Annotated in this window: 19 protein-coding genes and 1 pseudogene; 17 read left to right on the forward strand and 3 right to left on the reverse strand. The window is 71.4% G+C overall.

The window, feature by feature from the left end:
• Positions 1-30: 30 nt before the first annotated feature.
• The 14 genes and pseudogenes from ACFYWM_RS36945 to ACFYWM_RS37010 all read left to right on the forward strand — a co-directional run bounded on the left by ACFYWM_RS36945 (position 31) and on the right by ACFYWM_RS37010 (position 14,295).
• Positions 31-423 carry a DUF948 domain-containing protein gene (locus ACFYWM_RS36945; protein ID WP_389923907.1) on the forward strand — a complete coding sequence of 131 codons (393 nt, stop codon included), beginning with the start codon at positions 31-33 and terminating at the stop codon, positions 421-423.
• Positions 420-674 (forward strand): hypothetical protein, encoded by a 255-nt coding sequence (locus ACFYWM_RS36950; protein ID WP_389923910.1) that lies wholly within the window; start codon positions 420-422, stop codon positions 672-674. The genes ACFYWM_RS36945 and ACFYWM_RS36950 overlap by 4 nt, the downstream gene beginning before the upstream one ends.
• Before the next feature lies 1 nt (position 675).
• Positions 676-3,345 (forward strand): alanine--tRNA ligase, encoded by a 2,670-nt coding sequence (gene alaS, locus ACFYWM_RS36955; protein WP_389923913.1) that lies wholly within the window; start codon positions 676-678, stop codon positions 3,343-3,345.
• Positions 3,346-3,397: 52 nt separating this feature from the next.
• Positions 3,398-3,898 carry a Holliday junction resolvase RuvX gene (gene ruvX, locus ACFYWM_RS36960; protein WP_389923915.1) on the forward strand — a complete coding sequence of 167 codons (501 nt, stop codon included), beginning with the start codon at positions 3,398-3,400 and terminating at the stop codon, positions 3,896-3,898.
• A 500-nt stretch (positions 3,899-4,398) separates the two neighbouring features.
• Positions 4,399-5,574, forward strand: a complete 1,176-nt coding sequence (gene mltG / locus ACFYWM_RS36965; protein ID WP_389923918.1) for an endolytic transglycosylase MltG — start codon at positions 4,399-4,401, stop codon at positions 5,572-5,574.
• A complete protein-coding gene (locus ACFYWM_RS36970; RefSeq protein ID WP_389923971.1) occupies positions 5,571-6,395 on the forward strand; it encodes a shikimate dehydrogenase in 825 nt (274 codons plus the stop codon). The genes mltG and ACFYWM_RS36970 overlap by 4 nt, the downstream gene beginning before the upstream one ends.
• Positions 6,396-6,677: 282 nt before the next feature.
• Positions 6,678-7,220: pseudogene (gene infC, locus ACFYWM_RS36975) on the forward strand (translation initiation factor IF-3); the annotation flags it as partial.
• Positions 7,221-7,491: 271 nt separating this feature from the next.
• Positions 7,492-7,686 carry a 50S ribosomal protein L35 gene (gene rpmI, locus ACFYWM_RS36980; RefSeq protein WP_030920046.1) on the forward strand — a complete coding sequence of 65 codons (195 nt, stop codon included), beginning with the start codon at positions 7,492-7,494 and terminating at the stop codon, positions 7,684-7,686.
• Positions 7,687-7,710: 24 nt separating this feature from the next.
• Positions 7,711-8,094, forward strand: a complete 384-nt coding sequence (rplT, locus tag ACFYWM_RS36985) for a 50S ribosomal protein L20 (RefSeq protein WP_012892552.1) — start codon at positions 7,711-7,713, stop codon at positions 8,092-8,094.
• An 81-nt stretch (positions 8,095-8,175) separates the two neighbouring features.
• The gene (locus tag ACFYWM_RS36990) at positions 8,176-8,991 is read left to right on the forward strand and encodes a TrmH family RNA methyltransferase (protein ID WP_389923922.1); all 816 of its coding nucleotides are present in this window, start codon (positions 8,176-8,178) and stop codon (positions 8,989-8,991) included.
• 79 nt (positions 8,992-9,070) lie between these two features.
• Positions 9,071-10,153: an ATP-binding protein gene (locus tag ACFYWM_RS36995; RefSeq protein WP_389923925.1), complete on the forward strand. Its 1,083-nt coding sequence runs from the start codon at positions 9,071-9,073 to the stop codon at positions 10,151-10,153.
• Positions 10,154-10,274: 121 nt separating this feature from the next.
• Positions 10,275-11,324: a phenylalanine--tRNA ligase subunit alpha gene (gene pheS, locus ACFYWM_RS37000; RefSeq protein WP_389923974.1), complete on the forward strand. Its 1,050-nt coding sequence runs from the start codon at positions 10,275-10,277 to the stop codon at positions 11,322-11,324.
• The gene (locus tag ACFYWM_RS37005) at positions 11,324-13,894 is read left to right on the forward strand and encodes a phenylalanine--tRNA ligase subunit beta (RefSeq protein ID WP_389923928.1); all 2,571 of its coding nucleotides are present in this window, start codon (positions 11,324-11,326) and stop codon (positions 13,892-13,894) included. The genes pheS and ACFYWM_RS37005 overlap by 1 nt, the downstream gene beginning before the upstream one ends.
• A 155-nt stretch (positions 13,895-14,049) precedes the next feature.
• The gene (locus ACFYWM_RS37010; RefSeq protein WP_389923931.1) at positions 14,050-14,295 is read left to right on the forward strand and encodes a hypothetical protein; all 246 of its coding nucleotides are present in this window, start codon (positions 14,050-14,052) and stop codon (positions 14,293-14,295) included.
• 141 nt (positions 14,296-14,436) lie between these two features.
• On the opposite strand, the gene ACFYWM_RS37015 is transcribed toward ACFYWM_RS37010, so the two are convergent.
• The 3 genes from ACFYWM_RS37015 to ACFYWM_RS37025 all read right to left on the reverse strand — a co-directional run bounded on the left by ACFYWM_RS37015 (position 14,437) and on the right by ACFYWM_RS37025 (position 18,284).
• Positions 14,437-15,042: a Uma2 family endonuclease gene (locus tag ACFYWM_RS37015; RefSeq protein ID WP_389923934.1), complete on the reverse strand. Its 606-nt coding sequence runs from the start codon at positions 15,040-15,042 to the stop codon at positions 14,437-14,439.
• Positions 15,043-15,098: 56 nt separating this feature from the next.
• Positions 15,099-16,403: an MFS transporter gene (locus ACFYWM_RS37020; protein ID WP_389923937.1), complete on the reverse strand. Its 1,305-nt coding sequence runs from the start codon at positions 16,401-16,403 to the stop codon at positions 15,099-15,101.
• Between the two features lie 219 nt (positions 16,404-16,622).
• Positions 16,623-18,284, reverse strand: coding sequence for a class I adenylate-forming enzyme family protein (locus tag ACFYWM_RS37025; protein WP_389923940.1), 1,662 nt, complete (start codon positions 18,282-18,284; stop codon positions 16,623-16,625).
• Between the two features lie 269 nt (positions 18,285-18,553).
• Between ACFYWM_RS37025 and argC the strand changes: the two genes are divergently transcribed.
• The 3 genes from argC to argB are packed head-to-tail and all read left to right on the forward strand — an operon-like array spanning position 18,554 to position 21,689.
• Entirely contained in the window at positions 18,554-19,576 is a 1,023-nt protein-coding gene (gene argC / locus ACFYWM_RS37030) for an N-acetyl-gamma-glutamyl-phosphate reductase (RefSeq protein WP_389923977.1), read from the forward strand.
• Positions 19,573-20,727 carry a bifunctional glutamate N-acetyltransferase/amino-acid acetyltransferase ArgJ gene (gene argJ, locus ACFYWM_RS37035; protein ID WP_389923944.1) on the forward strand — a complete coding sequence of 385 codons (1,155 nt, stop codon included), beginning with the start codon at positions 19,573-19,575 and terminating at the stop codon, positions 20,725-20,727. Before argC ends, argJ begins: the two co-directional genes overlap by 4 nt.
• Positions 20,724-21,689, forward strand: a complete 966-nt coding sequence (gene argB, locus ACFYWM_RS37040) for an acetylglutamate kinase (RefSeq protein WP_389923947.1) — start codon at positions 20,724-20,726, stop codon at positions 21,687-21,689. The genes argJ and argB overlap by 4 nt, the downstream gene beginning before the upstream one ends.
• Positions 21,690-21,744 lie beyond the last annotated feature (55 nt).

Consider the following 21,744-nt stretch of genomic DNA (forward strand, 5'->3'; position numbering starts at 1 on the left):
TATGAACCTATGAGGGGAGCGGGTCCGCAGATGCTTACCGCAGGAGAGGTCGCGGGGCTGATCGCCGCGATGGCCTGGGCGATCCTGGTCTCCTTCACGGCCGTCGTCATGGTCAGGCTGGCCCGGCTGCTCACCGAGACCACCAAGATGGTCTCCCAGCTGGGCGACCGCGTCGTGCCGCTGCTGGAGGACGTGTCGGCCGCCGTCGGCGAGACCAACCGGCAACTGGTCGCCATCGAGGCCATCACCAAGGACGTCAAGCAGGTCAGCGGGCACGTGGCCAAGGTCAGCGACGTCACCCAGAACCTGGTCACCGGGCCGATGATCAAAGTCGCGGCCCTCACCCACGGCGTCCGCAGGGCGCTGGGCGCCCGCGGGCGTCCCAGGCCCGCCGCGCCGGAGCTGGAGAGGCGCCCGCGATGATCCGCAGGCTTTTCTACATGGGCCTGGGCGCGTTCGGCGCCGTGTGGGTCATGCGTAAGCTTCAGGCACTGCACCCGAACCATCTGGCCAGGAGGGCCGCGCACAACGCCGCCGGCGCCCTGGGACAGGCACGCGACCTCGCCTCCGACGCCCTGCGGGGCGCGGCCGAGCGGGAAATCGAGTTGCGGTCCAGGTTCGGGCTCGACACCGTTGAAAACACCTATCACTCCAACGTAAAGGATGGCCGCTGACATGGAGTCGGCAGAGATCGCCCGCCGCTTCCTGCGCTTCTTCGAGGAGCGTGGGCACACCGTCGTGCCCTCGGCCAGCCTCATCGCCGAGGACCCGACGCTGCTTCTGGTCAACGCGGGCATGGTCCCCTTCAAGCCCTACTTCCTGGGCCAGCAGAAGCCGCCCTACAAGCGGGCCGCCAGCGCGCAGAAGGTCGTACGGACCCTCGACATCGACGAGGTCGGCAAGACGACCAGGCACGCCAGCTTCTTCCAGATGCTCGGCAACTTCTCCTTCGGCGACTACTTCAAGGAGCAGGCGATCCCGTTCGCCTGGGAGCTGCTGACCAGGCCCGAGTCCGAGGGCGGGTTCGGCTTCCCCGAGGAGCGCCTCTGGGCCACCGTCTACCTCGACGACGACGAGGCCGCCGACATCTGGCGCAAGGCCGGGGTCCCGCAGGAGCGCATCCAGCGCCGCGACCTGGCCGACAACTACTGGCACATGGGCGTGCCGGGCCCCGGCGGCCCCTGCAGCGAGATCTACTACGACCGCGGCCCCGAGTACGGACGCGACGGCGGCCCGGTCGTCGACGAGAACCGCTACCTCGAGGTGTGGAACAACGTCTTCATGCAGTACCAGCTCAGCGCGGTACGCACCAAGATCGACTTCGACATCGCCGGCGAGCTGCCCGCCAAGAGCGTCGACACGGGCATGGGCCTGGAGCGCATGGCGGCGATCCTGCAGGGCGTCGACAACATCTACGAGATCGACACCACGTACAAGATCCTCGACCGGGCCGCCGACCTCACCAAGACGCGCTACGGCCGCGACGGGCGCGCCGACGTGTCGCTGCGGGTGGTCGCCGACCACGTCAGGACCGGCGTCATGCTCGTCGCCGACGGGGTGCTGCCCTCCAACGAGGGCAGGGGCTACGTGCTGCGCCGCATCCTGCGCCGCGCCATCCGCAACCTGCGCCTGCTGGGCGCGGGCGAGGAGCGCTACATGCACGAGCTCACCGCCGTGACCGTCGAGGTCATGGGCGAGCAGTACGCCGAGCTCAAGGCCGACGCCCCGCAGATCCACGGCGTCATCGACGCCGAGGAGGAGTCCTTCCTGCGCACCCTCCGCACCGGCAGTGCGATCTTCGACGTGGCGGCCGAGGAGACCAAGCGCAAGGGGCAGGCCACGCTCGCCGCGGCCCAGGCCTTCCAGCTCCACGACACCTACGGCTTCCCGATCGACCTCACCCTGGAGATGGCCTCCGAGCAGGGGCTGCAGGTCGACGAGGAGGGCTTCCGCCGGCTGATGAAGGAGCAGAAGGACCTCGCCAAGGCCGACGCCGCCTCCAAGAAGACCGGCAACGCCGACATCTCGATCTTCGGCACGCTCCTGGAGAAGACCGGCAAGGTCGAGTTCCTCGGCTACGACCACGTGACGGCCGAGGCCGAGGTGGTCGGCCTCCTCGTCGACGGCGCCTCCGTGCCCGCCGCGGGCGCGGGCACGCCGGTCGAGGTCGTGCTGGGCCGCACCCCCTTCTACGCCGAGGGCGGCGGCCAGCTCTCCGACCAGGGCGTCATCCGCACCGGCGGGGCCGAGGTGGAGATCGTGGACGTGCAGTCCCCGGTCTCCGGCGTCGTCGTGCACCGGGGCAAGGTCCGCTCCGGGGAGATCAGGGTGGGCGACCAGGCCCAGGCCGAGATCGACGTCGAGCGGCGCCGGGCCATCTCCCGCAGCCACACCGCCACCCACCTGGTGCACCGCGGCTTCCGCAACGCGCTGGGCGAGACCGCGGCGCAGGCCGGTTCGGAGAACTCGCCGGGACGCTTCCGGTTCGACTTCACCGCCGCCGGAGCCGTGCCGCCCAGCGTGCTGCGCGACGTCGAGGACGAGGTCAACGCCGTCCTCATCAACGACCTGCGGGTCAACGCCTTCCACACCTCCCAGGCGGAGGCCCGCGCGATGGGCGCGCTGGCCCTGTTCGGCGAGAAGTACGGCGACACCGTCCGCATCGTCGAGGTCGGCGAATACTCCCGCGAGCTCTGCGGCGGCACCCACGTCGCCAGCTCCGGGCAGCTGGGCCTGGTCAAGGTGCTCGGCGAGGCCTCGATCGGCGCCGGCGTGCGCCGGGTGGAGGCCCTGGTCGGCCTCGACGCCTTCCGCTTCCTGGCCAGGGAGAGCGTGCTCGTCGCCCAGCTGTCGGAGCAGCTCAAGGCCCGCAGGGAGGAGCTGCCCGAGCGCATCGAGGGCATCGTCTCCCGGCTGCGCGCCGCGGAGAAGGAGCTGGGCGCGCTGCGCTCGGCCCAGGTGCTCGCCGGTGCGGGGCAGATGGCGGAAAGCGCCGTCGACCTGCACGGGGTGTCCGTCGTGACACACCGCGCGCCTGATGGCACCTCCCCCGACGACCTGCGTAAGCTCGCGCTTGACGTGCGCGGCCGGTTCCCGGGTGATCGCGCCGCGGTGGTCGTCGTCGCCGGTGTCCCCGGCGACCGGCCGGTCGTGGTGGCCGCGGTCAACGAGGCGGGACGCGGCCGCGGCCTGAAGGCGGGCCGCCTGGTCGGTGTCGCCGCGAAGGCGCTCGGAGGTGGCGGTGGCGGCAAGGATGACGTCGCTCAGGGAGGCGGTGTGCGTCCCGAGGCGATCGGCGAGGCCCTCGCCGCCGTCGAGCAGGCGATCGCGCAGACGCTCACCTGACGACGAACGACGCCCGCGCGCCGCGTCCGGCGCGCCGGCGGAGACGGGAACGATGAGAAACGGCATTCGGCTCGGCGTCGACGTCGGCTCGGTCCGCATCGGTGTGGCCCGCAGCGACCCCTCGGGGCTGCTGGCCACACCGGTGGAGACCGTCCGGCGCGGCAAGGGCGACCTCGACCGGCTCGCGGAGATCGCGGCCGAGTACGAGGTCGTCGAGGTGGTGGTCGGCCTGCCGACCTCGCTCTCCGGGCGCGAGGGGCAGGCGGCGGAGATCGCCCGCGACTTCGCGAACCGGATCTCGCTGCGGCTGGCACCCGTCCCGGTGCGGCTGTTCGACGAGCGGCTGACGACCGTCACCGCCCAGCAGGGCCTGAGGGCCAGCGGGGTGAAGGCGAAGAACCAGCGCGGCGTGGTGGACCAGGCCGCGGCGATCGTGCTGCTGCAGGCCGCGCTGGACGCCGAGCGCGCCACCGGCAGGCCTCCCGGCGTTCCCGCCGGGCCTCCCCCGGGCGGAGGGACCGCGGAGAGGCCGGGTGGCGGGACCGTTCGGTGAGCCGCCCGCGGCCTATACGGCTGCCGGTGACCGGGATGGCCGGGCTCGTCGTGGTCCGTCCCCACCTCGTGCCCGCCCCGCTCGTCGCGGCGGTGGAACGTTACAGGCGGGTGACCGCCCGGCCAAACCTTGAGGAACCGGCCGCGAAGACGCGAAGAAAGGGCCGCCGTCCCCGGGGGCCGTCACGGTGCTGATCGCGGCACTCCAGCCAGACCAAGGTGATTGGTTCGGGTTTGTCACTACCGGCTCGGAGCATAGAATCACGAAATTCACTGACAAAGAGAGTGAGTTTGTGAAAAACCGGGAAGAGCTGAACAGATACCTCGGGAAGCGTTGATGCCCGGCGGAATACCTCCCGTTCCGCCGCAGGCGGCGACCCGCACCCGTGGTTCGGACGACGGCTCCCGGAGCACCGGGACGTCCGGCCGGGTGTCCTTCTTCGGTTCGGCACACCCGCTTGACGCCAGGCCGTCTCTAGCGGGAGATTGGCCAGCGACGCTATGAACGATCTCGATATGGACTTCCTGGTCGGTTCCGACGACGAAGGTCGGTCGCGCCGAGGATCCAACACGTCCCCGGGCCGCGACTCCGGCGGCCGGCGCGGCCGCCGCAGGAAGCGCCGCCGCAACCGGGGCGGCTTCCTCGCCCCCATGCTCGCGATCATCGTCCTGATCGGCGGCGTCGGCGCCGCCGGCTTCTACGGCTACACCTGGGTCCAGGACGTGATGACCCCCGACGACTACACCGGCCAGGGGTCCGGCGAGATCGTCGTGGAGATCAAGAACGGCCAGAGCGCCTCCGACATCGCGCAGACCCTGCAGGAGCAGGACGTGGTGAAGAGCGTCAAGGCCTTCGTCAACGCCGTCGGCGCGGCGGGCAAGAGCGCCTCCCTGCAGCCGGGCGAGTACGCCATGCGCAAGCAGATGTCGGCCGCGGAGGCCGTCAAGCTCCTCGACCCGGGCAAGCGGCTGCACGAGAAGGTCACCCTCAAGGAGGGGCTGCGCCTGGCCGACACCCTCAAGCAGCTCGCCAAGCAGACAGGCAAGCCGCTGCGGGAGTTCCAGCAGGCCGCCAGGGACGTCCGGGAGCTCGGCCTGCCTCCCTACGCCAGGGGCAGGCTGGAGGGGTACGCCTTCCCGGCCACCTACGAGATCACGCCCAAGATGACGGCCGGGGAGATCCTGACCAAGATGGTCGACCGCTTCAACCAGACCGCCGACAAGGATGATCTCCAGAGCAAGGCCAAGGCGCTCGGGCACAGCCCGCACGAGATCATGACGATCGCCAGCATCGTCCAAGCCGAGTCGGGCACCGAGGAGGACATGGGCAAGGTGGCCCGCGTCATCTACAACCGGCTCGACGGCAACCCGCCTCGCGAGCTGGCGATGGACAGCACGGTGATGTACGCGCTGAACAAGTACGGCATCGAGGCCTCCCACAAGGACCTCGAGAGCAAGTCGCCCTACAACACCTACGAGCACATGGGGCTGCCCCCGGGGCCGATCGCCAACCCGGGCGACGACGCCATCCAGGCGGCGCTCAACCCCACCAAGGGTGACTGGATCTGGTTCGTGACCACCTGCCCGGAGAAGCGCATCACCAAGTTCGCCTCGGTGGAGTCCGACTTCCTCACGCTCAAGGCCGAGTACGAGAGGAACAAGGTGAACGGGTGCTGAGGGCGGCGGTCCTGGGATCGCCGATCGTCCACTCGCTCTCCCCGCACCTGCACCGCGCCGCCCACCGGGCGATGGGGCTGCACGACTGGAACTACGAGGCGATCGAGTGCGACGAGGCCGGTCTCCCCGGCCTCCTCGCCGGGCTGGACGGCGACTGGGCGGGCCTGTCGCTCACGATGCCGCTCAAGCGGGCGGTGATGCCGCTGCTCGACACCGTCTCCGAGCTCGCGGTCCAGGTGGGCGGGGTCAACACGGTGATCCTGCGCGACGGCGCCCGGCACGGGCACAACACCGACGTGTACGGCGTCGTCCAGGCGCTCGCCGAGGCGGGCGTGCCCCCGCCGCGGGCGGCGACCGTCCTCGGCGGAGGCGCGACGGCGGCCTCCGCGCTGGCCGCCCTGCGTGAGCTCGGCCTCCGCGAGGCGATCCTCGTGGTCCGCGACCCCGCCAGGGCGGGGGAGACCGCGGAGGTCGCCGAGCGGCTGGGCATGGACCTGTCGCTGCGGACCCTCGACAAGCTCGACACCGCGCTGGAGGTCGACCTGGTCGTCTCGACCCTGCCCTCCGGGGCGGCCGACGACCACGCCGGGACGCTGGCGGGCGTGCCCGCCCTCTTCGACGTGGTCTACGCGCCCTGGCCCACCCGGCCGGCCATGGCCGTGGCCGAGCGGGGCGGGATCGTCGTCGGCGGCTTCCCGATGCTCCTGCACCAGGCGGTCCGGCAGGTCGAGATGATGACCGGCCGCGCGGACGTGCCGGTGGAGGCGATGCGCGCGGCGGGAAAGGCCGAGATCGTCAGGCGTGCCGCCCCGGCGGGATGATTCTGCGTGAGTGAGCCGTTGTGGTAGAGTAACGACTCGATCGGTCCGGCGTGCCTGCTGGACGCGCAAGCGGAGGTCGTCCTCCCACCTCGTCGGCCGCAAGGCTGACAGGTCAGGATCACAACCGGGGGTAAGTCCCCGGAGAGCTTACGGCGTCAAGCCTTCGAGTTCTTGTGGCCCCGCATGCGTGACGTGCGGGGCATCTTGCGTTCGAACGCCCTCGAAGGGTGTGCGTTCTACGACCTCCCGGCACGATCGAGCATGTTGCGGCCCCCTCCCGGGATGGCCGCGGATCGCAACCTAGGAGGCCCCATCAGCGCCGAGCCCCGCATCAATGACCGCATTCGCGTGCCCGAGGTCCGCCTCGTCGGCCCGAACGGCGAGCAGGTGGGCATCGTCTCCATCGGCGATGCCTTGAAGCTGGCTCAAGAATCCGACCTCGACCTGGTCGAGGTCGCGGCAACGGCCCGCCCGCCGGTGTGCAAGCTCATGGACTACGGCAAGTTCAAGTACGAGTCCGCGATGAAGGCACGCGAGGCGCGCCGTAACCAGGCGTACACCATCATCAAGGAGATCAAGCTTCGGCCGAAGATCGACCCGCACGACTACGAGACCAAGAAGGGTCACGTGGTGCGGTTCCTCAAGGCCGGCGACAAGGTCAAGGTCACCATCATGTTCCGCGGCCGGGAGCAGTCCCGGCCCGAGCTGGGCTTCCGGCTCCTGCAGCGGCTGGCGGAGGACGTGACGGAGCTCGGCTTCGTCGAGTCCCAGCCCAAGCAGGACGGCCGAAACATGATCATGGTGATCGGCCCGCACAAGAAGAAGGCCGAGGCCAAGGCCGAGAAGGCGGCGGCCAAGGCGCGGCATGACGAGAACGCTCCTGGTGAAGGGTCACCGGCCGCGGGCGAGACGCGCGTCGACGACGAGGTGTCCGTCAGCGGAGCGGTGGCGGCTCCGCAGGAGTAACTCGCATAGCCTGGATCGTCAGGTAGTCGCGAGATCAGTCCGAGACCGGGTCCGGTCTCGTAGTCAGGCACGCCCTTGACTTGGGTTACCGGCCCGGGACATCGGCACGATTGAGGGAGAGACGGCTGAGATGCCGAAGATGAAGACGCACAGCGGTGCGAAGAAGCGGTTCAGGCTCACGGGTTCCGGCAAGCTTGTGCGCCGTCGCGCCAACCGTGCGCACTACAACGAGCACAAGCCGTCCACCTTGACGCGTCGTCTCAAGCCCGAGGTCGTGCTCTCCGACGCCGACTCCAAGAAGATCAAGAAGCTGCTCGCTAAGTAACCGCCCCCGGGGAGATAGATACACATGGCACGCGTGAAGCGGGCGATCAACGCCAAGAAGAAGCGCAAGGTCGTTCTCGAGCGGGCGAAGGGCTACCGGGGTCAGCGATCCAGGCTGTACCGCAAGGCCAAGGAGCAGATGCTCCACTCGATGACGTACGCCTACCGCGACCGCAAGGACCGCAAGGGCACCTTCCGCCGTCTCTGGATCCAGCGCATCAACGCCGCTGCCCGCCAGAACGGCATCACCTACAACAGGCTCATCCAGGGCCTGCGGCTCGCCTCCATCGAGGTCGACCGCAAGATCCTCGCCGACCTCGCGGTCAACGACGCCGCCACGTTCGCGACGCTGGTCGAGGCCGCCAAGAAGGCGCTCCCGGCCGACGTGAACGCGCCGGTCGCCGGCTGAGCGAGGCACTGACGACCGTGCGGCCCGCAGCGATCACGCTGCGGGCCGCATTCGCATTCTTGGGGTTCTTGGGGGACGGGCATGGCCGGGTCTGAGCTGACCAACATCAAGTCGCCGCGGGTCAAGGCCGCGCGCAGGCTGACGAAGCGGGCCTTCAGGGACCGCGACCGTTCCTTCCTGGCGGAGGGGCCGCAGGCGGTCCGCGAGGCGCTGGCGCTGGAGGGCGTCGTGGTCGAGTTGTTCGCCACGGCCGAGGCCGAGCTGCGCCACGCCGACGTCGTCACCGCCGCCACCGCCGCGGGGGTGCCGCTCTTCCGGGCCAGCGGCGAGGTCATGTCCGAGCTGGCCCAGACCGTCACCCCCCAGGGGCTGCTGGCCGTGTGCCGCTTCGTGCACGTGCCGCTGGACGCCTCCGTCGTCCCCGGCTCCAGGCTGGTGGCGGTGCTGGCCCACGTCCGCGATCCCGGAAACGCGGGCACCGTGCTGCGTACGGCCGACGCCGCGGGCGCCGACTCCGTCGTCTTCACCGACGCCTCGGTCGACCCCTACAACGGCAAGTGCGTGCGGGCCAGCGCCGGCAGCCTGTTCCACCTCCCGGTCACCACCGGCGTCCCGGTGGCGCGGGCCGTGGAGCACATCAAGGGGGCGGGGCTGCGGGTGCTCGCCGCCGACGGCGCGGGCAGGCAGACCCTGGACGACGTGGACCTGTCCGGGCCGACGGCCTGGATCTTCGGCAACGAGGCGTGGGGGCTCCCCGAGGAGATCCTCAAGCTCGCCGACGAGGTCGTCCGGGTCCCCATCCACGGGCGGGCCGAGAGCCTGAACCTCGCGACCGCCGCCGCGGTCTGTCTGTACGCATCTGCCCGGTCTCAGCGCACCGGCGCCGGCTCCAGGTGAGGCTCCCCGCCCGGCGAGGCTGCCGTACGGTGCGGGAAACCCGCTATTGTCGGCCATGTAGCGTCTAGGAGGCGGGGTCGTGCACGGCGAACACACCGGCGAGCGGAGCACCGATTCCGTTTCCGTGATCGACGTCGACGAGCTTCCCGACGGCCTCGTGGTGACCGACGGCGACGGCCATGTGCTCACCGTCAACCGGGCCGCCGCCCTCCTGACCGGCGTCACCCGTGAGCGGGCCGCGGGGCGGCACCTACGTGACGTGTTCTCCTTCCACGACCACGACGGGCGCGACTGGTGGAAGTGGCTCGACACCTACGGCGGGCTCTCCAGCCGCGCCCGCCAGCCCGAGCTGCCGCTGCGCACCCCCGGCGGCCAGGAGCTGCTGGTGGCCGCCCGGCTGGTGCGCGAGCCCCGGCGGGGCGGGGAGGTCGTCCGGGTGGTCATCACGCTGCGTGACGCCGGGGCCCGCGCCCGCCTGGAACGCAGCCGCGCCGACCTGGTCTCCACCGTCGCCCACGAACTCCGCTCCCCGCTCACCAGCGTCAAGGGGTTCACCGCGACCCTGCTGGCCAAGTGGACCCGCTTCACCGACGACCAGAAGCTCGTCATGCTGGAGACCGTCAACGCCGACGCCGACCGGGTGACCCGGCTGATCACCGAGCTGCTCGACGTCTCGCGCATCGAGTCGGGGCGGCTGGAGATCCACCGCCAGGTGGTCGACATCCCGGCCAGGATCGCAAGGATCATCGCGGGACGGATGGCGGCGGGCGAGCCGGAGGGCCGCTTCGTGCTCCAGGTGCGCGGCGAGCTGCCCGAGACCTGGCTCGACCAGGACAAGATCGACCAGGTGCTCGCCAATCTGATGGAAAACGCGGTGCGTCACGGGCGCGGTACGGTGACAATAGTCGTCGAGCCGAGCGAATGGGGAGTGACCGTGTCCGTCCGCGACCAGGGGGAGGGCATCCCGCCCGAGCTGGTCACGCGCGTCTTCCGGCAGTTCTGGCGGGGCAACGCCCGCCGCCGCGGCGGCACCGGGCTCGGCCTGTTCATCGTCAAGGGGCTGATCGAGGCGCATGGCGGCACCATCTCCGTGCAGCGCGGGCCCGAGGGCGGCGCCGAGTTTCGATTTATGGTGCCCACCGGCACCCCCGACTTCGCCTGATCGCGAATGTCGGCCCGGTGGGCTCATCCGACTAGACTCATGGCCGCTCAAGCCCTGGATTCGGAGCTCTCTCTTGTCAAACTACGACCCGGTCGAGGTGACCCCGCTGCACGCCGACGAGATGGCGCGCATGCAGGCCGACGCGCTCGACGCCGTCAAGGCGGCGCGCGACCTCGAAGAACTCAAGCAGGTGCGCCTCGCGCACGCCGGTGACCGCTCACCGATCGCCCTGGCCAACCGCGAGATCGGCGCCCTGCCCCCGGCGGCCCGTTCCGAGGCGGGCAAGCGCATCGGCGGCGCCCGCAAGGCGGTCGCCGACGCCCTCGCCGAGCGGCAGGCGCAGCTGGAGGCCGAGCGCGACGAGAGGGTCCTCGTCGAGGAGACCGTCGACGTCACGCTGCCCTCCGCCCGCGCCCCCCGCGGCGCCAGGCACCCCCTGACCACCCTCCAGGAGCGCATCGCCGACGCCTTCGTCGCGATGGGCTACGAGGTGGCCGAGGGTCCCGAGCTGGAGGGGGAGTGGTTCAACTTCGACGCGCTGAACATCTCCGCCGACCACCCGGCGCGCTCGGAGCACGACACCTTCTTCGTGGAGTCCGTCGACTCCGGCAAGGTGCTGCGCACCCAGACCTCTCCGGTCCAGATCCGGGCGCTGCTCGGCAGGGAGCTCCCGGTCTACGTGATCTCGCCGGGCAAGGTGTTCCGCACCGACGAGCTCGACGCCACCCACACCCCCGTCTTCCACCAGGTCGAGGGGCTCGCGATCGACGAGGGCCTGACCATGGCCCACCTCAAGGGCACCCTCGACCGGTTCGCCGAGGTCATGTTCGGCGAGGGGATCACCACCCGTTTCCGGCCCAACTACTTCCCCTTCACCGAGCCCTCCGCCGAGATGGACCTGAAGTGCTTCGTCTGCCGGGGCGCCTCCGCGGTGCCCGGCAACCCGCCCTGCCGTACCTGCAAGTCCGAGGGCTGGATCGAGTGGGGCGGCTGCGGCATGGTCAACCCGCGGGTGCTCATCGCCTGCGGCGTCGACCCCGCCCGCTACAGCGGCTTCGCCTTCGGCATGGGCGTCGAGCGCACCCTGATGTTCCGCCACAACGCCGAGGACATGCGCGACATGGTCGAGGGAGACGTCCGCTTCACCCTTCCGTTCGGAATGGAGGTCTGATGAAGGTCCCGCTTTCATGGCTGCGGGAGTACGTCGATCTCCCCGCCGTCACGGCGCACGAGATCGCCGAGAAGCTCACCGCCGCCGGGCTCAAGCTCGAGTCCGTCATCTCCTACGGCCACGACATCAAGAACGTCGTCGTGGGCGAGGTGCTCTCCATCGAGACGCTGGAGGGGTTCAAGAAGCCCATCCGCCACTGCCAGGTCGAGGTGGGGGAGGCCGCGCCGCGCGAGATCGTCTGCGGCGCGACCAACTTCGAGGCCGGTGACCGCGTCCCGGTCGCGCTGCCCGGCGCCGTGCTGCCCGGCGGGTTCGAGATCGCCTCGCGCAAGACCTACGGGCGGCTGTCCGACGGCATGATCTGCTCGGAGGCGGAGCTCGGCGTGGCCGACTCCTCGCCCGGCATCCTCGTGTTGCCCGCCGGCACCCCGATCGGCGCCGACGTGGTCGAGCTGCTCGGCCTGCGCGACGACGTGATCGAGCTGGAGATCACCCCCGACATCGGCTACGCCCTCTCCATCCGGGGCGTGGCCCGCGAGGCGGCCACCGCCTTCGACTCGGCGTTCATCGACCCCTCCGACGTCTCCCCGCCCGCCCCGGCGGGCCCGTCCTACCCGGCCTCGATCGCCGACCCGTCGGCCTGCGACCGCTTCGTGCTCCGCGAGGTCCGCGGGTTCGACCCGTCGGCGCCGAGTCCGCTGTGGATGCGCGCGCGGCTCGCCCGTGCCGGCATGCGCCCGGTCTCGCTCGCCGTCGACGTCACCAACTACGTCATGCTGGAGCTGGGCCAGCCGCTGCACGCCTTCGACGCGGCCAAGCTGACCGGCGAGATCGTGGTGCGCAGGGCCGAGCCGGGCGAGACGCTGGAGACGCTGGACCACGTGGTCCGCAAGCTCCACCCGGACGACATCCTGATCACCGACGGGTCGGGCGCGATCTCGATGGCCGGCACCATGGGCGGCCTGCACACCGAGATCTCCGACGCCTCCGCCGACATCGTGATCGAGGCGGCCCACTTCTCCGCCAGCGGCACCGCGCGCATGTCGCGCCGGCACAACCTGGTCAGCGAGGCCTCCAAGCGCTTCGAGCGGGGCGTCGACAGGGAGCTTCCGCTGTACGCCTCCTGGCGCGCGGCCCGCCTGCTGGCCGAGCTCGGCGGCGGCACGATCCAGCCGGGCGTCACCCACGCCGAGGTGGAGGTCGCACCGGTTCACATCGCCATCCCGAGTGACTACCCCGGCCGGGTCGCGGGCACCGCCTACGACCGCGAGACGGTGATCCGCCGCCTGGAGCAGGTCGGCTGCGCGGTGGAGGCGGCCACCGGCGCGACCGCCCCGGCCACGGGCGGCACGGTGGCCGGCACCGCGGCCACCGGCGACCCCGCCTCCGCCGGGATCGCCGCGAGGCTCGCGGTCACCGGTGACGACATGCTGGCGGTCACCCCGCCCTCGTGGCGGCCCGACCTGACCGACCCGAACGACCTCGCCGAGGAGGTCATCAGGCTGGAGGGCTACGAGAACCTGCCCTCGATCCTGCCCGCCGCCCCGGCGGGCGCCGGTCTCAGCGAGAGCCAGCGCCTGCGCCGCCGGGTCGGCCGCGCCCTCGCCGCCGCGGGCTACGTCGAGATCCTCGCCTACCCGTTCAACGGGGAGCGCGACTTCGACAACCTGCAGCTGCCCGCCAGCGACGCGCGCCGCCTGGCCGTGCGGCTGGCCAACCCGCTCAGCGAGGACGAGCCGCTGATGCGGACGACCCTGCTGCCCGGCCTGCTCAAGACGCTGGTCCGCAACGTGGGCCGGGGCTTCGGCGACGTGGCGCTGTTCGAGGCGGGCCTGGTCTACCGGCCCTCGTCCGACGCGCCCGCCGTCGCTCCCGTACTGGGTGTCGACCGCAGGCCGAGCCCGGAGGAGCTCGCCTCGATCGAGTCCGCGCTGCCGGCCCAGCCGCTCCGGGTCGGGGCGGTGCTGGCCGGGGAGTTCGAGCCGTCCGGCTGGTGGGGCAGGGGCCGCGCGGCCGGTTGGGCGGACGCCGTCGAAGCGGCCCGGGTGGTGGCCGCCGAGGCCGGGGTCACCCTCGACGTCCGCGCCGACCGGCACGAGCCCTGGCACCCGGGCCGCTGCGCCGCGCTGTACGCCGGTGACGTGCTCGTCGGTCACGCCGGTGAGCTGCACCCGCGTGTCGTCGAGGCGTACGGCCTGCCGCCACGCACCTGCGCGATGGAGCTGGAGCTGACCCGGCTGGAGCCGCTGACCGCGGGTCCGCCGCAGGCCCCGGCCATCTCCGCGTACCCCGTCGCGGGTCAGGATGTCGCGCTCATCGTCGACGCGGCGACCCCGGTGGCCACCGTGGAGGCGGCGCTGCGCGAGGGCGCGGGCCCGCTGCTGGAGTCGATCCGGCTGTTCGACGTCTACACCGGCGCCCAGGCGGGCGAGGGCAAGAAGTCCCTCGCCTACTCGCTGCGCTTCCGGGCGCCCGACCGGACGCTCACCGTGGAGGAGACCACCGCGGCCCGCGACGCGGCCGTGGCCCTCGCCGGGGAGCGCGCCGGGGCGCGGCTGCGCGGCGTCTGACCGGTTCACGAGGGGCCCGGGGCGTGTCCCGGGCCCCTTCTCCCTGTCCCGGGCCGGGGTGATCCGGGTCCCGGGTGGGTTCTCCTTCAGGAGGCGACGATGACGTACCCGCCGCTCGCTCAGGGCGGATCGAAGCCCTTCCCCGGGAGGGGGCGATGAGGCATCTGCTGGTGTTCGCCGAGCGCGACGCCGCCGAGGAGGTCGCCGAGACCGTGGCCGGGGAGTTTCCGGTGGTCGGCGTGCCCACGGTGGTCAGGGAGACCCTCGCGGGCGAGGACGACGCCGAGGACGCCCAGTGGCTGGTGGTGGTCGAGGACCCCTCCGGGGCACTGCCGCCGGAGGGTGTGGCCCGCCTGGAGGCACTGGCCGAGGAGTACGAGGGCTGGCGCGAGAACGGGTGAGGCAGGACCCCGTCCGGGGACTCCCGTGCGAAGAGGCGGGGCACGTGCCGGTCGACGGGACGTCCGGACGGAGCGGTGGACGGGATGCTCGGGCGATGTGACGGAGCCCGCCCCGGGCGGTGAACACACCGGGGCCGGATCCTAGAGCCGGTCGATCCCCGTCAGGTCGATGTCGATGTCGAACGGCGCCGAGATCTTGAGCCGGTCGTGGTGGATGCCGGTGAGAACATACGACCTGGCGACCGGGTCGAGCTCATAGACGTAGATCGTGGGTCTCCCCGACTGGTTCTCGACCAGCCAGAAGTGCGCGATGCCCGCCTCGGCGTACAACACCGGCTTGCGGTCGCGGTCGCGCGCCCTGGAGTCGGGGGAGATGACCTCCACGGCCAGCACGACGTCCTCGGCCCGGTAGAAGGTCTGCTCCGGGCTGTGCTCGGCGGAGGCGTGGATGACGCTGACGTCGGGCTCGGGCCGCTGCCGTTCGCCCAGGATGACGCTCATCTCCCGACGCGCTCGAAGATCGGTGGGCGCGGCGTGGCGAAGGGCGTCGACCAGCAGATCCACCGCTCGCATGTGAAAAGAAGCCTGAGGACTCACGAAGACAAGGCTTCCATCGATTAACTCTGTGTGTGCGGGCAATTGCGGAATGCGATCGAGGTCCTCCGCGACGAACCCCTCCGGCGGGGGGAAGGCCCAGTCGGGCAGCGAGGACTCCGTCATCTCGGGGCTCCGTACGTCGACCGTCATAATCTCACAGTAGCAAGGAGGTTCCGTTCCGTGAGGATACTTGCCGGTGCCCGCCGTCAAGTGCGGGCGGCCTCCTCGCGACGGATGCGCTCCCTGATCGCGTGCTCGTCGACGCGGGCGTCGTAGGTGCGGAAGCTCGGCAGCAGCGCGGCCATCGCCGCCACCGCGCCGACGCACAGCAGGCCGCCGACGCCCAGGGAGAAGCGGGTGCCGCCGATGCCGGCCATCAGGCCGGCCCTGGCGTTGCCGAGCATCGGGCCGCTGGTGTAGGAGAGCAGCTCGATGCCCGCCAGGCGGCCGCGGAACTCGTCGGGGATGGTCTGGTTCCAGATGGTCGAGCGGAAGACGCCGCTGATCATGTCGGCGGCCCCGGCCACGGCGAGGAAGGCGAAGATGCCCCAGACGTTGGGCATCAGCGCCGCCAGTGCCACCGCCACTCCCCACACGGCCGCCGCGATGATCACGCCGAGGCCGTGCCGGTGCACGCGCGCGGTCCAGCCGGAGGTGACCGAGGCGATCAGCGAGCCGATGGCCGAGGCCGAGAAGAAGAGCCCCAGGGCCTCGTGGGCGCCCAGCTCGTCGGCGAGGAAGGGGTAGAGGGCGGTGGAGAACGCGAAGATCATCGCGGCGATGTCGACCAGGTAGGTGCCCATCAGGTCGGAGCGGCCCACGGCGTAGCGGACCCCCTGGACGAGAGACCTGATCGAGGCCGAGGGGGCGTCCTCCGGGCGGGGCTGGGCCCGGACCATCCAGAGCAGGACCAGGGACGCCAGGAAGGTCACGACGTTGACGCCGTACGCGACGGCGACGCCGTACCAGGCCGCGATCAGGCCGCTGAGGCCCGGGGCGACGATGGCGCCCAGGTTCCACCGGAAGGCGCCGAGGGCGGCGGCCGCGGTCAGCTGGTCGTGCCTGACCACGCGCGGCATCAGCGACTCCAGGCTGGGCCGCTGCAGGCTGCCCAGCCCGGCCGAGAGCGCGCCGACGACGTACAGCACCCAGACCTGCGGTTCCGGGAGCAGCGCGTTGACGGTCAGGATCGTGACCGTGAGGCAGAGGCCCACCTCGGTGAGAAGAATGATCTTGCGCCGGTCGAGGGCGTCGGCGATCGCCCCGCCCCAGAGCCCGCACACCACCATCGGGACGAACTCGGCGACGCTGACCAGGCCGACCGCCAGGTAGGAGCCGGTGAGCTCCTTCATCTGCAGGGGCACCGCGACCAGGGTCAGGAAGGTGCCGAACATCGTGATGACGCCGGAGGCGAAGAGCAGCCGGAAGTCGCGTGAGTCGCGGAGAGGGCTGAGATCCATCGCCAGGCGGCGGAGCAGGCCTGTGGTCGATCGGTCGGCGTTTTCGGGCACGAGAAGCTAGTTTCAGTGGTGACCCACGCGATGGCAAATCATTTTCGGCAGGTCACCGAGGGGGCGGGGAGGCCGCTCCCCTCGACCTTCGACGCCGGGCCGGGCGTGGGGGGTGGGGGGCCCCCCCCGCGGGGGGGGCCCCCCCCCCCGGGGCCCCCCCGGGGGGGGGGGGGGGGGGCCCCCCCCCGGGGGGGGGGGGCCCCCACCCCTCGGCGGGCCTCAGGGGCCCAGCACCTCCTGGCGCAGCCGGGTCTTGAGGATCTTGCCGCCGGGGTTGCGGGGGAGTTCCGTCTCGCGTGCCCAGAACCTGACCGGGACCTTGAAGGGGGCGATCCGCTCGCGCAGGAAGGCCCGCAGCTCCTCGTCGGTGACCGGGGCCGACAGCCGGAGCACCGCGCCGACCTCCTCGCCCAGCTCGTCGTGGGGGATCCCGATCACCGCGGCGTCCTCGACCGCCGGGTGCTCGAACAGGGCGGCCTCGACCTCGGCGCAGTAGACGTTCTCGCCGCCGCGGATGACCATGTCCTTGGCCCGGTCCACGATGAACACGAACCCATCCTCGTCCACCCTGGCCAGGTCGCCGGTGTGCAGCCAGCCGCCCACGAAGGTCTCCGCGGTGGCCTCGGGCCGGTTCCAGTAGCCCAGGATGACGTTCGGGCCGCGCAGGCAGAGCTCGCCGACCGTGCCGACCGGCAGCTCGCCGCCGAGCGGGTCGGCGATCTTCACCTCGACCACGGCCATCGGCAGGCCGATGCTGTCGGGCTTGGCCAGGTAGTCGGCCCCGGCGTTGCTGATGGCGAGCGCGGTGGTCTCGGTCATGCCGTACCCGTTGGAGGGGGCGCGGTTGGGCAGCTGCTCGGTGATGCGCTCCAGCAGCTTCGGCGGGGCGGGGGCGCCGCCGTACCCGAGGCCACTGAGGCTGGAGATGTCGTACTTGTCCAGGTCGGGGTGGGACAGGAGCTGCCACACGTTGGTGGGCACGCCGGTGAGGCCGGTGATCCTCTCGCGCTCGATCAGCTCCAGCGCGCGGCCCGGGTCCCACTTGTACATCAGCACCAGGCCGCCCCCGGTGAACATGGTGGTGGTCATCACCGCGAAGCAGCCGGTGACGTGGAAGAGCGGCACGGTGAGCAGGGTGACCCGCCGCTGCCCGGCCGCGTCGCCCGGGTCCTTGCCCGCCTTGATCACGCTGCGGTACAGGCCGTAGGCGACGGTCATCGGCGACTGGCCGAGGTTGCGGTGGCTGCCGAGCGCGCCCTTGGGGCGGCCCGTGGTGCCGGAGGTGTAGAAGATCGTCGCCGGGTCCTCGGGGGAGAGCTCGACCGGCGGCAGCGTGACGTCGGCCCTCACCTCGCCCATCACGTCGTCGAAGGAGCGGGCGCCCTCGGGCGCCTCGCCGCGGGTCACGATCAGCGCCGGAGCCAGGCCGGCGAGCCCGGCCGCCCGCTCGCCGTCGGCGATCAGCACCTTGGCCCCGGAGTCCGACAGCCCGTACTCCAGCTCCTGCGGCGTCCACCACGCGTTGAGCGGCACGGCTATCGCCCCGGCGGCCAGCGCGGCCGAGAAGGAGACCACCCACTCGGGGTAGTTGCGCATGGCGATGGCCACCCGGTCGCCCTTGACCACGCCGTACTCGTCCACCAGGCGCCGCGCGAGCGTGGCGGCCCGCCGGAAGTGCTCCTCGTAGGTGATGTGCTCGTCCTCGTAGGTCAGGAACACCTTGTCGCCGTGGAACCTGCTCGTCTCCAGGAGGGCCCGGAAGTCGCGAGGCGCGTGCTTCCAGGTCTTCACGGTCCCGCCGTGGCTTTGGATCTCTTCCGTCTCGAAAAGCTGCCCCGGGCCGGTGAGCCGGGCCTGGACCTGGGCGTGGGTGACAGTCATTCGTTCGCACTCCTGGAGGTGGAGGGGCCGGGAAGGTCACGATACCGACCGGTAGGTACGTGCAACAGTGCCGAAACATGGCCGATGCTTTCGTGCCCGCCTTCGCGAGCCGGTAAAGCGGTACCCCTTGGTTTTTCCGCCCCGGCGGGTTACCTCTGAGTGGGCGGCCCGCGTCATAACCGGCTTGCATGACAATCCCTCACGATGCATAATCTTTCCAGTAAGTCCATGAGTAGCAATGCATGAACATGCAGACGGTGGGGGGACGGATGAGAGCGGCGATCGCGGGTGCCAGCGGTTATGCCGGAGGTGAGCTCCTGCGCCTGCTGCTGTCCCACCCCGGCATCGAGATCGGCGCGCTGACCGCGGCGTCGAGCGCGGGCACCGCCCTCGGCGCCCACCAGCCACACCTGGCCCCGCTGGCCGACAGGATCCTGCTGGAGACCAGCGTCGAGACCCTCGGCGGCCACGACCTCGTCTTCCTCGCCCTGCCGCACGGCCAGTCGGCCGCCGTCGCCGAGCAGCTCGGCGACGGCACCCTCGTGGTCGACTGCGGCGCCGACTTCCGTCTCTCCGACCCCGCCGCCTGGGAGCACTTCTACGGCGGCGTCCACGCCGGCACCTGGCCGTACGGGCTGCCCGAGCTGCCGGGACGGCGCGAGGAGCTGCGCGCCACCCGCAGGATCGCGGTGCCCGGCTGCTACCCGACGGCCGTCACCCTGGCCCTCTTCCCCGCCTTCGCCGCCGGTCTCGTCGAGCCCGACGTGGTGGTGGTCGCCGCCAGCGGCACCAGCGGGGCCGGCCGGGCCCCCAAACCGAACCTCCTGGGCAGCGAGGTGATGGGCTCCGCCAGCGCGTACGGCGTCGGCGGCGTCCACCGGCACACCCCGGAGATGGAGCAGAACCTCTCCTCGCTGGCCGGCGGGCCGGTCACCGTCTCCTTCACGCCCGTGCTGGCGCCGATGAGCCGCGGCATCCTCGCCACCTGCACCGCCCCCGCCAGGCCCGGCCTCACCCCCGCGGCCCTGCGCGAGGCCTACGAGGTCGCCACCAAGGACGAGCCGTTCCTGCGGCTGCTGCCCGAGGGCCAGTGGCCCGCCACCTCGATGACCCTCGGCGCCAACACCGCCGCCCTCCAGGTCGTCCTGGACGAGCGCGCGGGCCGCGTCGTCGCCGTCGTCGCCATCGACAACCTCACCAAGGGCACGGCCGGAGGGGCGATCCAGAGCGCCAACCTCGCCCTCGGCCTGCCGGAAGAGCTCGGCCTTCCTCTCAACGGAGTCGCCCCATGAGCGTGACCGCCCCTCTCGGCTTCCGCGCGGCGGGTGTCGCCGCCGGCATCAAGTCCAGCGCCGACCGCGACCTGGCGCTGGTCGTCAACGACGGCCCCTCGCGCGCCGCCGCCGGGGTCTTCACCAGGAACCGGGTGAAGGCCGCGCCGGTCCTGTGGTCCGCCCAGGTGCTGGCCGGGGGCCGCGTCCACGCCGTCGTCCTCAACTCCGGCGGCGCCAACGCCTGCACCGGGCCGCTCGGCTTCCAGGACACCCACGCCACCGCCGAGAAGGTCGCCGCCGCCCTGGGAGACTCGGCCGGGGAGGTCGCGGTCTGCTCCACCGGCCTGATCGGCGAGCGGCTGCCGATGGACCCGCTGCTGGCCGGGGTCGACCTCGCGGTCTCCCAGCTCGCCAGGGACGGCGGCCTGGCCGCCGCCGACGCCATCCGCACCACCGACACCATCTCGAAGATCTCCTTCAGGAAGGGCGCGGGCGGCTACATGGTCGGCGGCATGGCCAAGGGCGCGGGCATGCTCGCCCCCGGCCTCGCCACCATGCTGTCGGTGATCACCACCGACGCCGACCTGTCCGCCGAGCAGCTCGACGCGGTGCTGCGCAAGGTGACGCGGGTCACCTTCGACCGGCTCGACGCCGACGGCTGCATGTCCACCAACGACACCGTGCTGCTGCTGGCCAGCGGCGCCTCGGAGGTCGTCCCCGATCTCGCCGAGTTCGAGCAGGTCCTGCTGGCGGTCTGCGCCGACCTCGCCCGCCAGCTGCTGATGGACGCCGAGGGCGCCTCCAAGGCGATCGCCATCGAGGTCGTCGGCGCCGCCTCCGAGGACGACGCGGTCACCGTCGGCCGCGCCGTTTCTCGTTCCAACCTCTTCAAGTGCGCCATCTTCGGCGAGGACCCCAACTGGGGCCGGGTGCTGTCGGCCGTCGGCACCACCGACGCCGTCTTCGAGCCCGACCGGCTCAACGTGGCCATCAACGGCATCTGGATCTGCCGGGGCGGAGCCGCGGGCGACGACCGCTCCAAGGTCGACCTCACCCCGCGCGAGGTGACGGTCATCATCGACCTGTCGGCGGGACCGCACGCGGCGACGATCCACACCACCGACCTCACCACGGCCTACGTCCACGAGAACTCGGCGTACTCCTCATGATGAGACGCGCCGAGGCCCTGGCGAAGGCCACCACGCTGATCGAGGCGCTGCCCTGGCTCGCGAGCTTCCACGGCGCGACCGTCGTCATCAAGTACGGCGGCAACGCGATGACCGAGGAGCACCTGCGCGAGAAGTTCGCCGCCGACGTCGTCTTCCTGCGCTACGCCGGGCTCAAGCCGGTGATCGTGCACGGGGGAGGGCCGCAGATCAACGCCCAGCTCGACCTGCTCGGCATCGAGTCCACCTTCACCGCCGGGCTCAGGGTCACCACCCCCGAGGCCATGCAGGTCGTCAGGATGGTCCTCGTCGGCCAGGTCAACCGCGACGTGGTCGGCCTGGTCAACCGGCACGGGCCGTTCGCGATCGGGATGTCCGGCGAGGACGCCCACCTGTTCACCGCCGTGCGCAAGCACGCCGTCGTCGACGGCGTCGGCGTCGACATCGGCCAGGTCGGCGACATCGTCAAGGTCGAGGCCGGAGCCGTGCGGGCGCTGCTGGACGACGGGCGGATCCCGGTGATCTCCTCCATCGCGCGCAGCGACGACGGCACCGTCTACAACGTCAACGCCGACACCGCCGCCGCCGCGCTCGCCGTGGAGCTCCAGGCGTCAAAGCTGATCATCCTGACCGACGTCGAGGGCCTGTACCGTGACTGGCGCCCAGACGCCGACGAGAACGAGATCATCGAACGGCTGTCGGCCACCGAGCTGGAGAAGCTCCTGCCGGGCCTGTCCAGCGGCATGATCCCCAAGATGGAGGCGTGCCTGACCGCCATCCGCGGCGGCGTGCCACGGGCCCACGTGCTCGACGGCAGGGTGCCTCACTCGGTGCTGCTGGAGATCTTCACCGACGAGGGCATAGGAACCATGGTGCTGCCCGACGCCCCCGAGGCGGCGGCCGCGCCCGATCCGGTCAGGCGGCGGCCCGAGGCCCCCGCCCAGCTGAAGGGGAACGACCAGTGAGCCCGCAGGAACGACCCGCAGGAGAGGCACTCGCCAGGCGCTTCGAGGCCGCCTT

Origin of the sequence: Streptosporangium sp. NPDC002721, assembly GCF_042888905.1 — a bacterium.
In the GTDB taxonomy this organism is placed as follows: Bacteria; Actinomycetota; Actinomycetes; order Streptosporangiales; family Streptosporangiaceae; genus Streptosporangium.

Excerpts from the sequence above, each read along its gene's own strand:
- ACFYWM_RS36945 (WP_389923907.1), top strand. The coding sequence starts at position 31 with ATGCTTACCGCAGGAGAGGTCGCGGGGCTGATCGCCGCGATGGCCTGG.
- ACFYWM_RS36950 (WP_389923910.1), top strand. The coding sequence starts at position 420 with ATGATCCGCAGGCTTTTCTACATGGGCCTGGGCGCGTTCGGCGCCGTG.
- alaS (WP_389923913.1), top strand. The coding sequence starts at position 676 with ATGGAGTCGGCAGAGATCGCCCGCCGCTTCCTGCGCTTCTTCGAGGAG.
- ruvX (WP_389923915.1), top strand. The coding sequence starts at position 3,398 with ATGAGAAACGGCATTCGGCTCGGCGTCGACGTCGGCTCGGTCCGCATC.
- mltG (WP_389923918.1), top strand. The coding sequence starts at position 4,399 with ATGAACGATCTCGATATGGACTTCCTGGTCGGTTCCGACGACGAAGGT.
- rpmI (WP_030920046.1), top strand. The coding sequence starts at position 7,492 with ATGCCGAAGATGAAGACGCACAGCGGTGCGAAGAAGCGGTTCAGGCTC.
- rplT (WP_012892552.1), top strand. The coding sequence starts at position 7,711 with ATGGCACGCGTGAAGCGGGCGATCAACGCCAAGAAGAAGCGCAAGGTC.
- ACFYWM_RS36990 (WP_389923922.1), top strand. The coding sequence starts at position 8,176 with ATGGCCGGGTCTGAGCTGACCAACATCAAGTCGCCGCGGGTCAAGGCC.
- pheS (WP_389923974.1), top strand. The coding sequence starts at position 10,275 with ATGGCGCGCATGCAGGCCGACGCGCTCGACGCCGTCAAGGCGGCGCGC.
- ACFYWM_RS37005 (WP_389923928.1), top strand. The coding sequence starts at position 11,324 with ATGAAGGTCCCGCTTTCATGGCTGCGGGAGTACGTCGATCTCCCCGCC.
- ACFYWM_RS37010 (WP_389923931.1), top strand. The coding sequence starts at position 14,050 with ATGAGGCATCTGCTGGTGTTCGCCGAGCGCGACGCCGCCGAGGAGGTC.
- ACFYWM_RS37015 (WP_389923934.1), bottom strand. The coding sequence starts at position 15,042 with ATGACGGTCGACGTACGGAGCCCCGAGATGACGGAGTCCTCGCTGCCC.
- ACFYWM_RS37025 (WP_389923940.1), bottom strand. The coding sequence starts at position 18,284 with ATGACTGTCACCCACGCCCAGGTCCAGGCCCGGCTCACCGGCCCGGGG.
- argC (WP_389923977.1), top strand. The coding sequence starts at position 18,554 with ATGAGAGCGGCGATCGCGGGTGCCAGCGGTTATGCCGGAGGTGAGCTC.
- argJ (WP_389923944.1), top strand. The coding sequence starts at position 19,573 with ATGAGCGTGACCGCCCCTCTCGGCTTCCGCGCGGCGGGTGTCGCCGCC.
- argB (WP_389923947.1), top strand. The coding sequence starts at position 20,724 with ATGATGAGACGCGCCGAGGCCCTGGCGAAGGCCACCACGCTGATCGAG.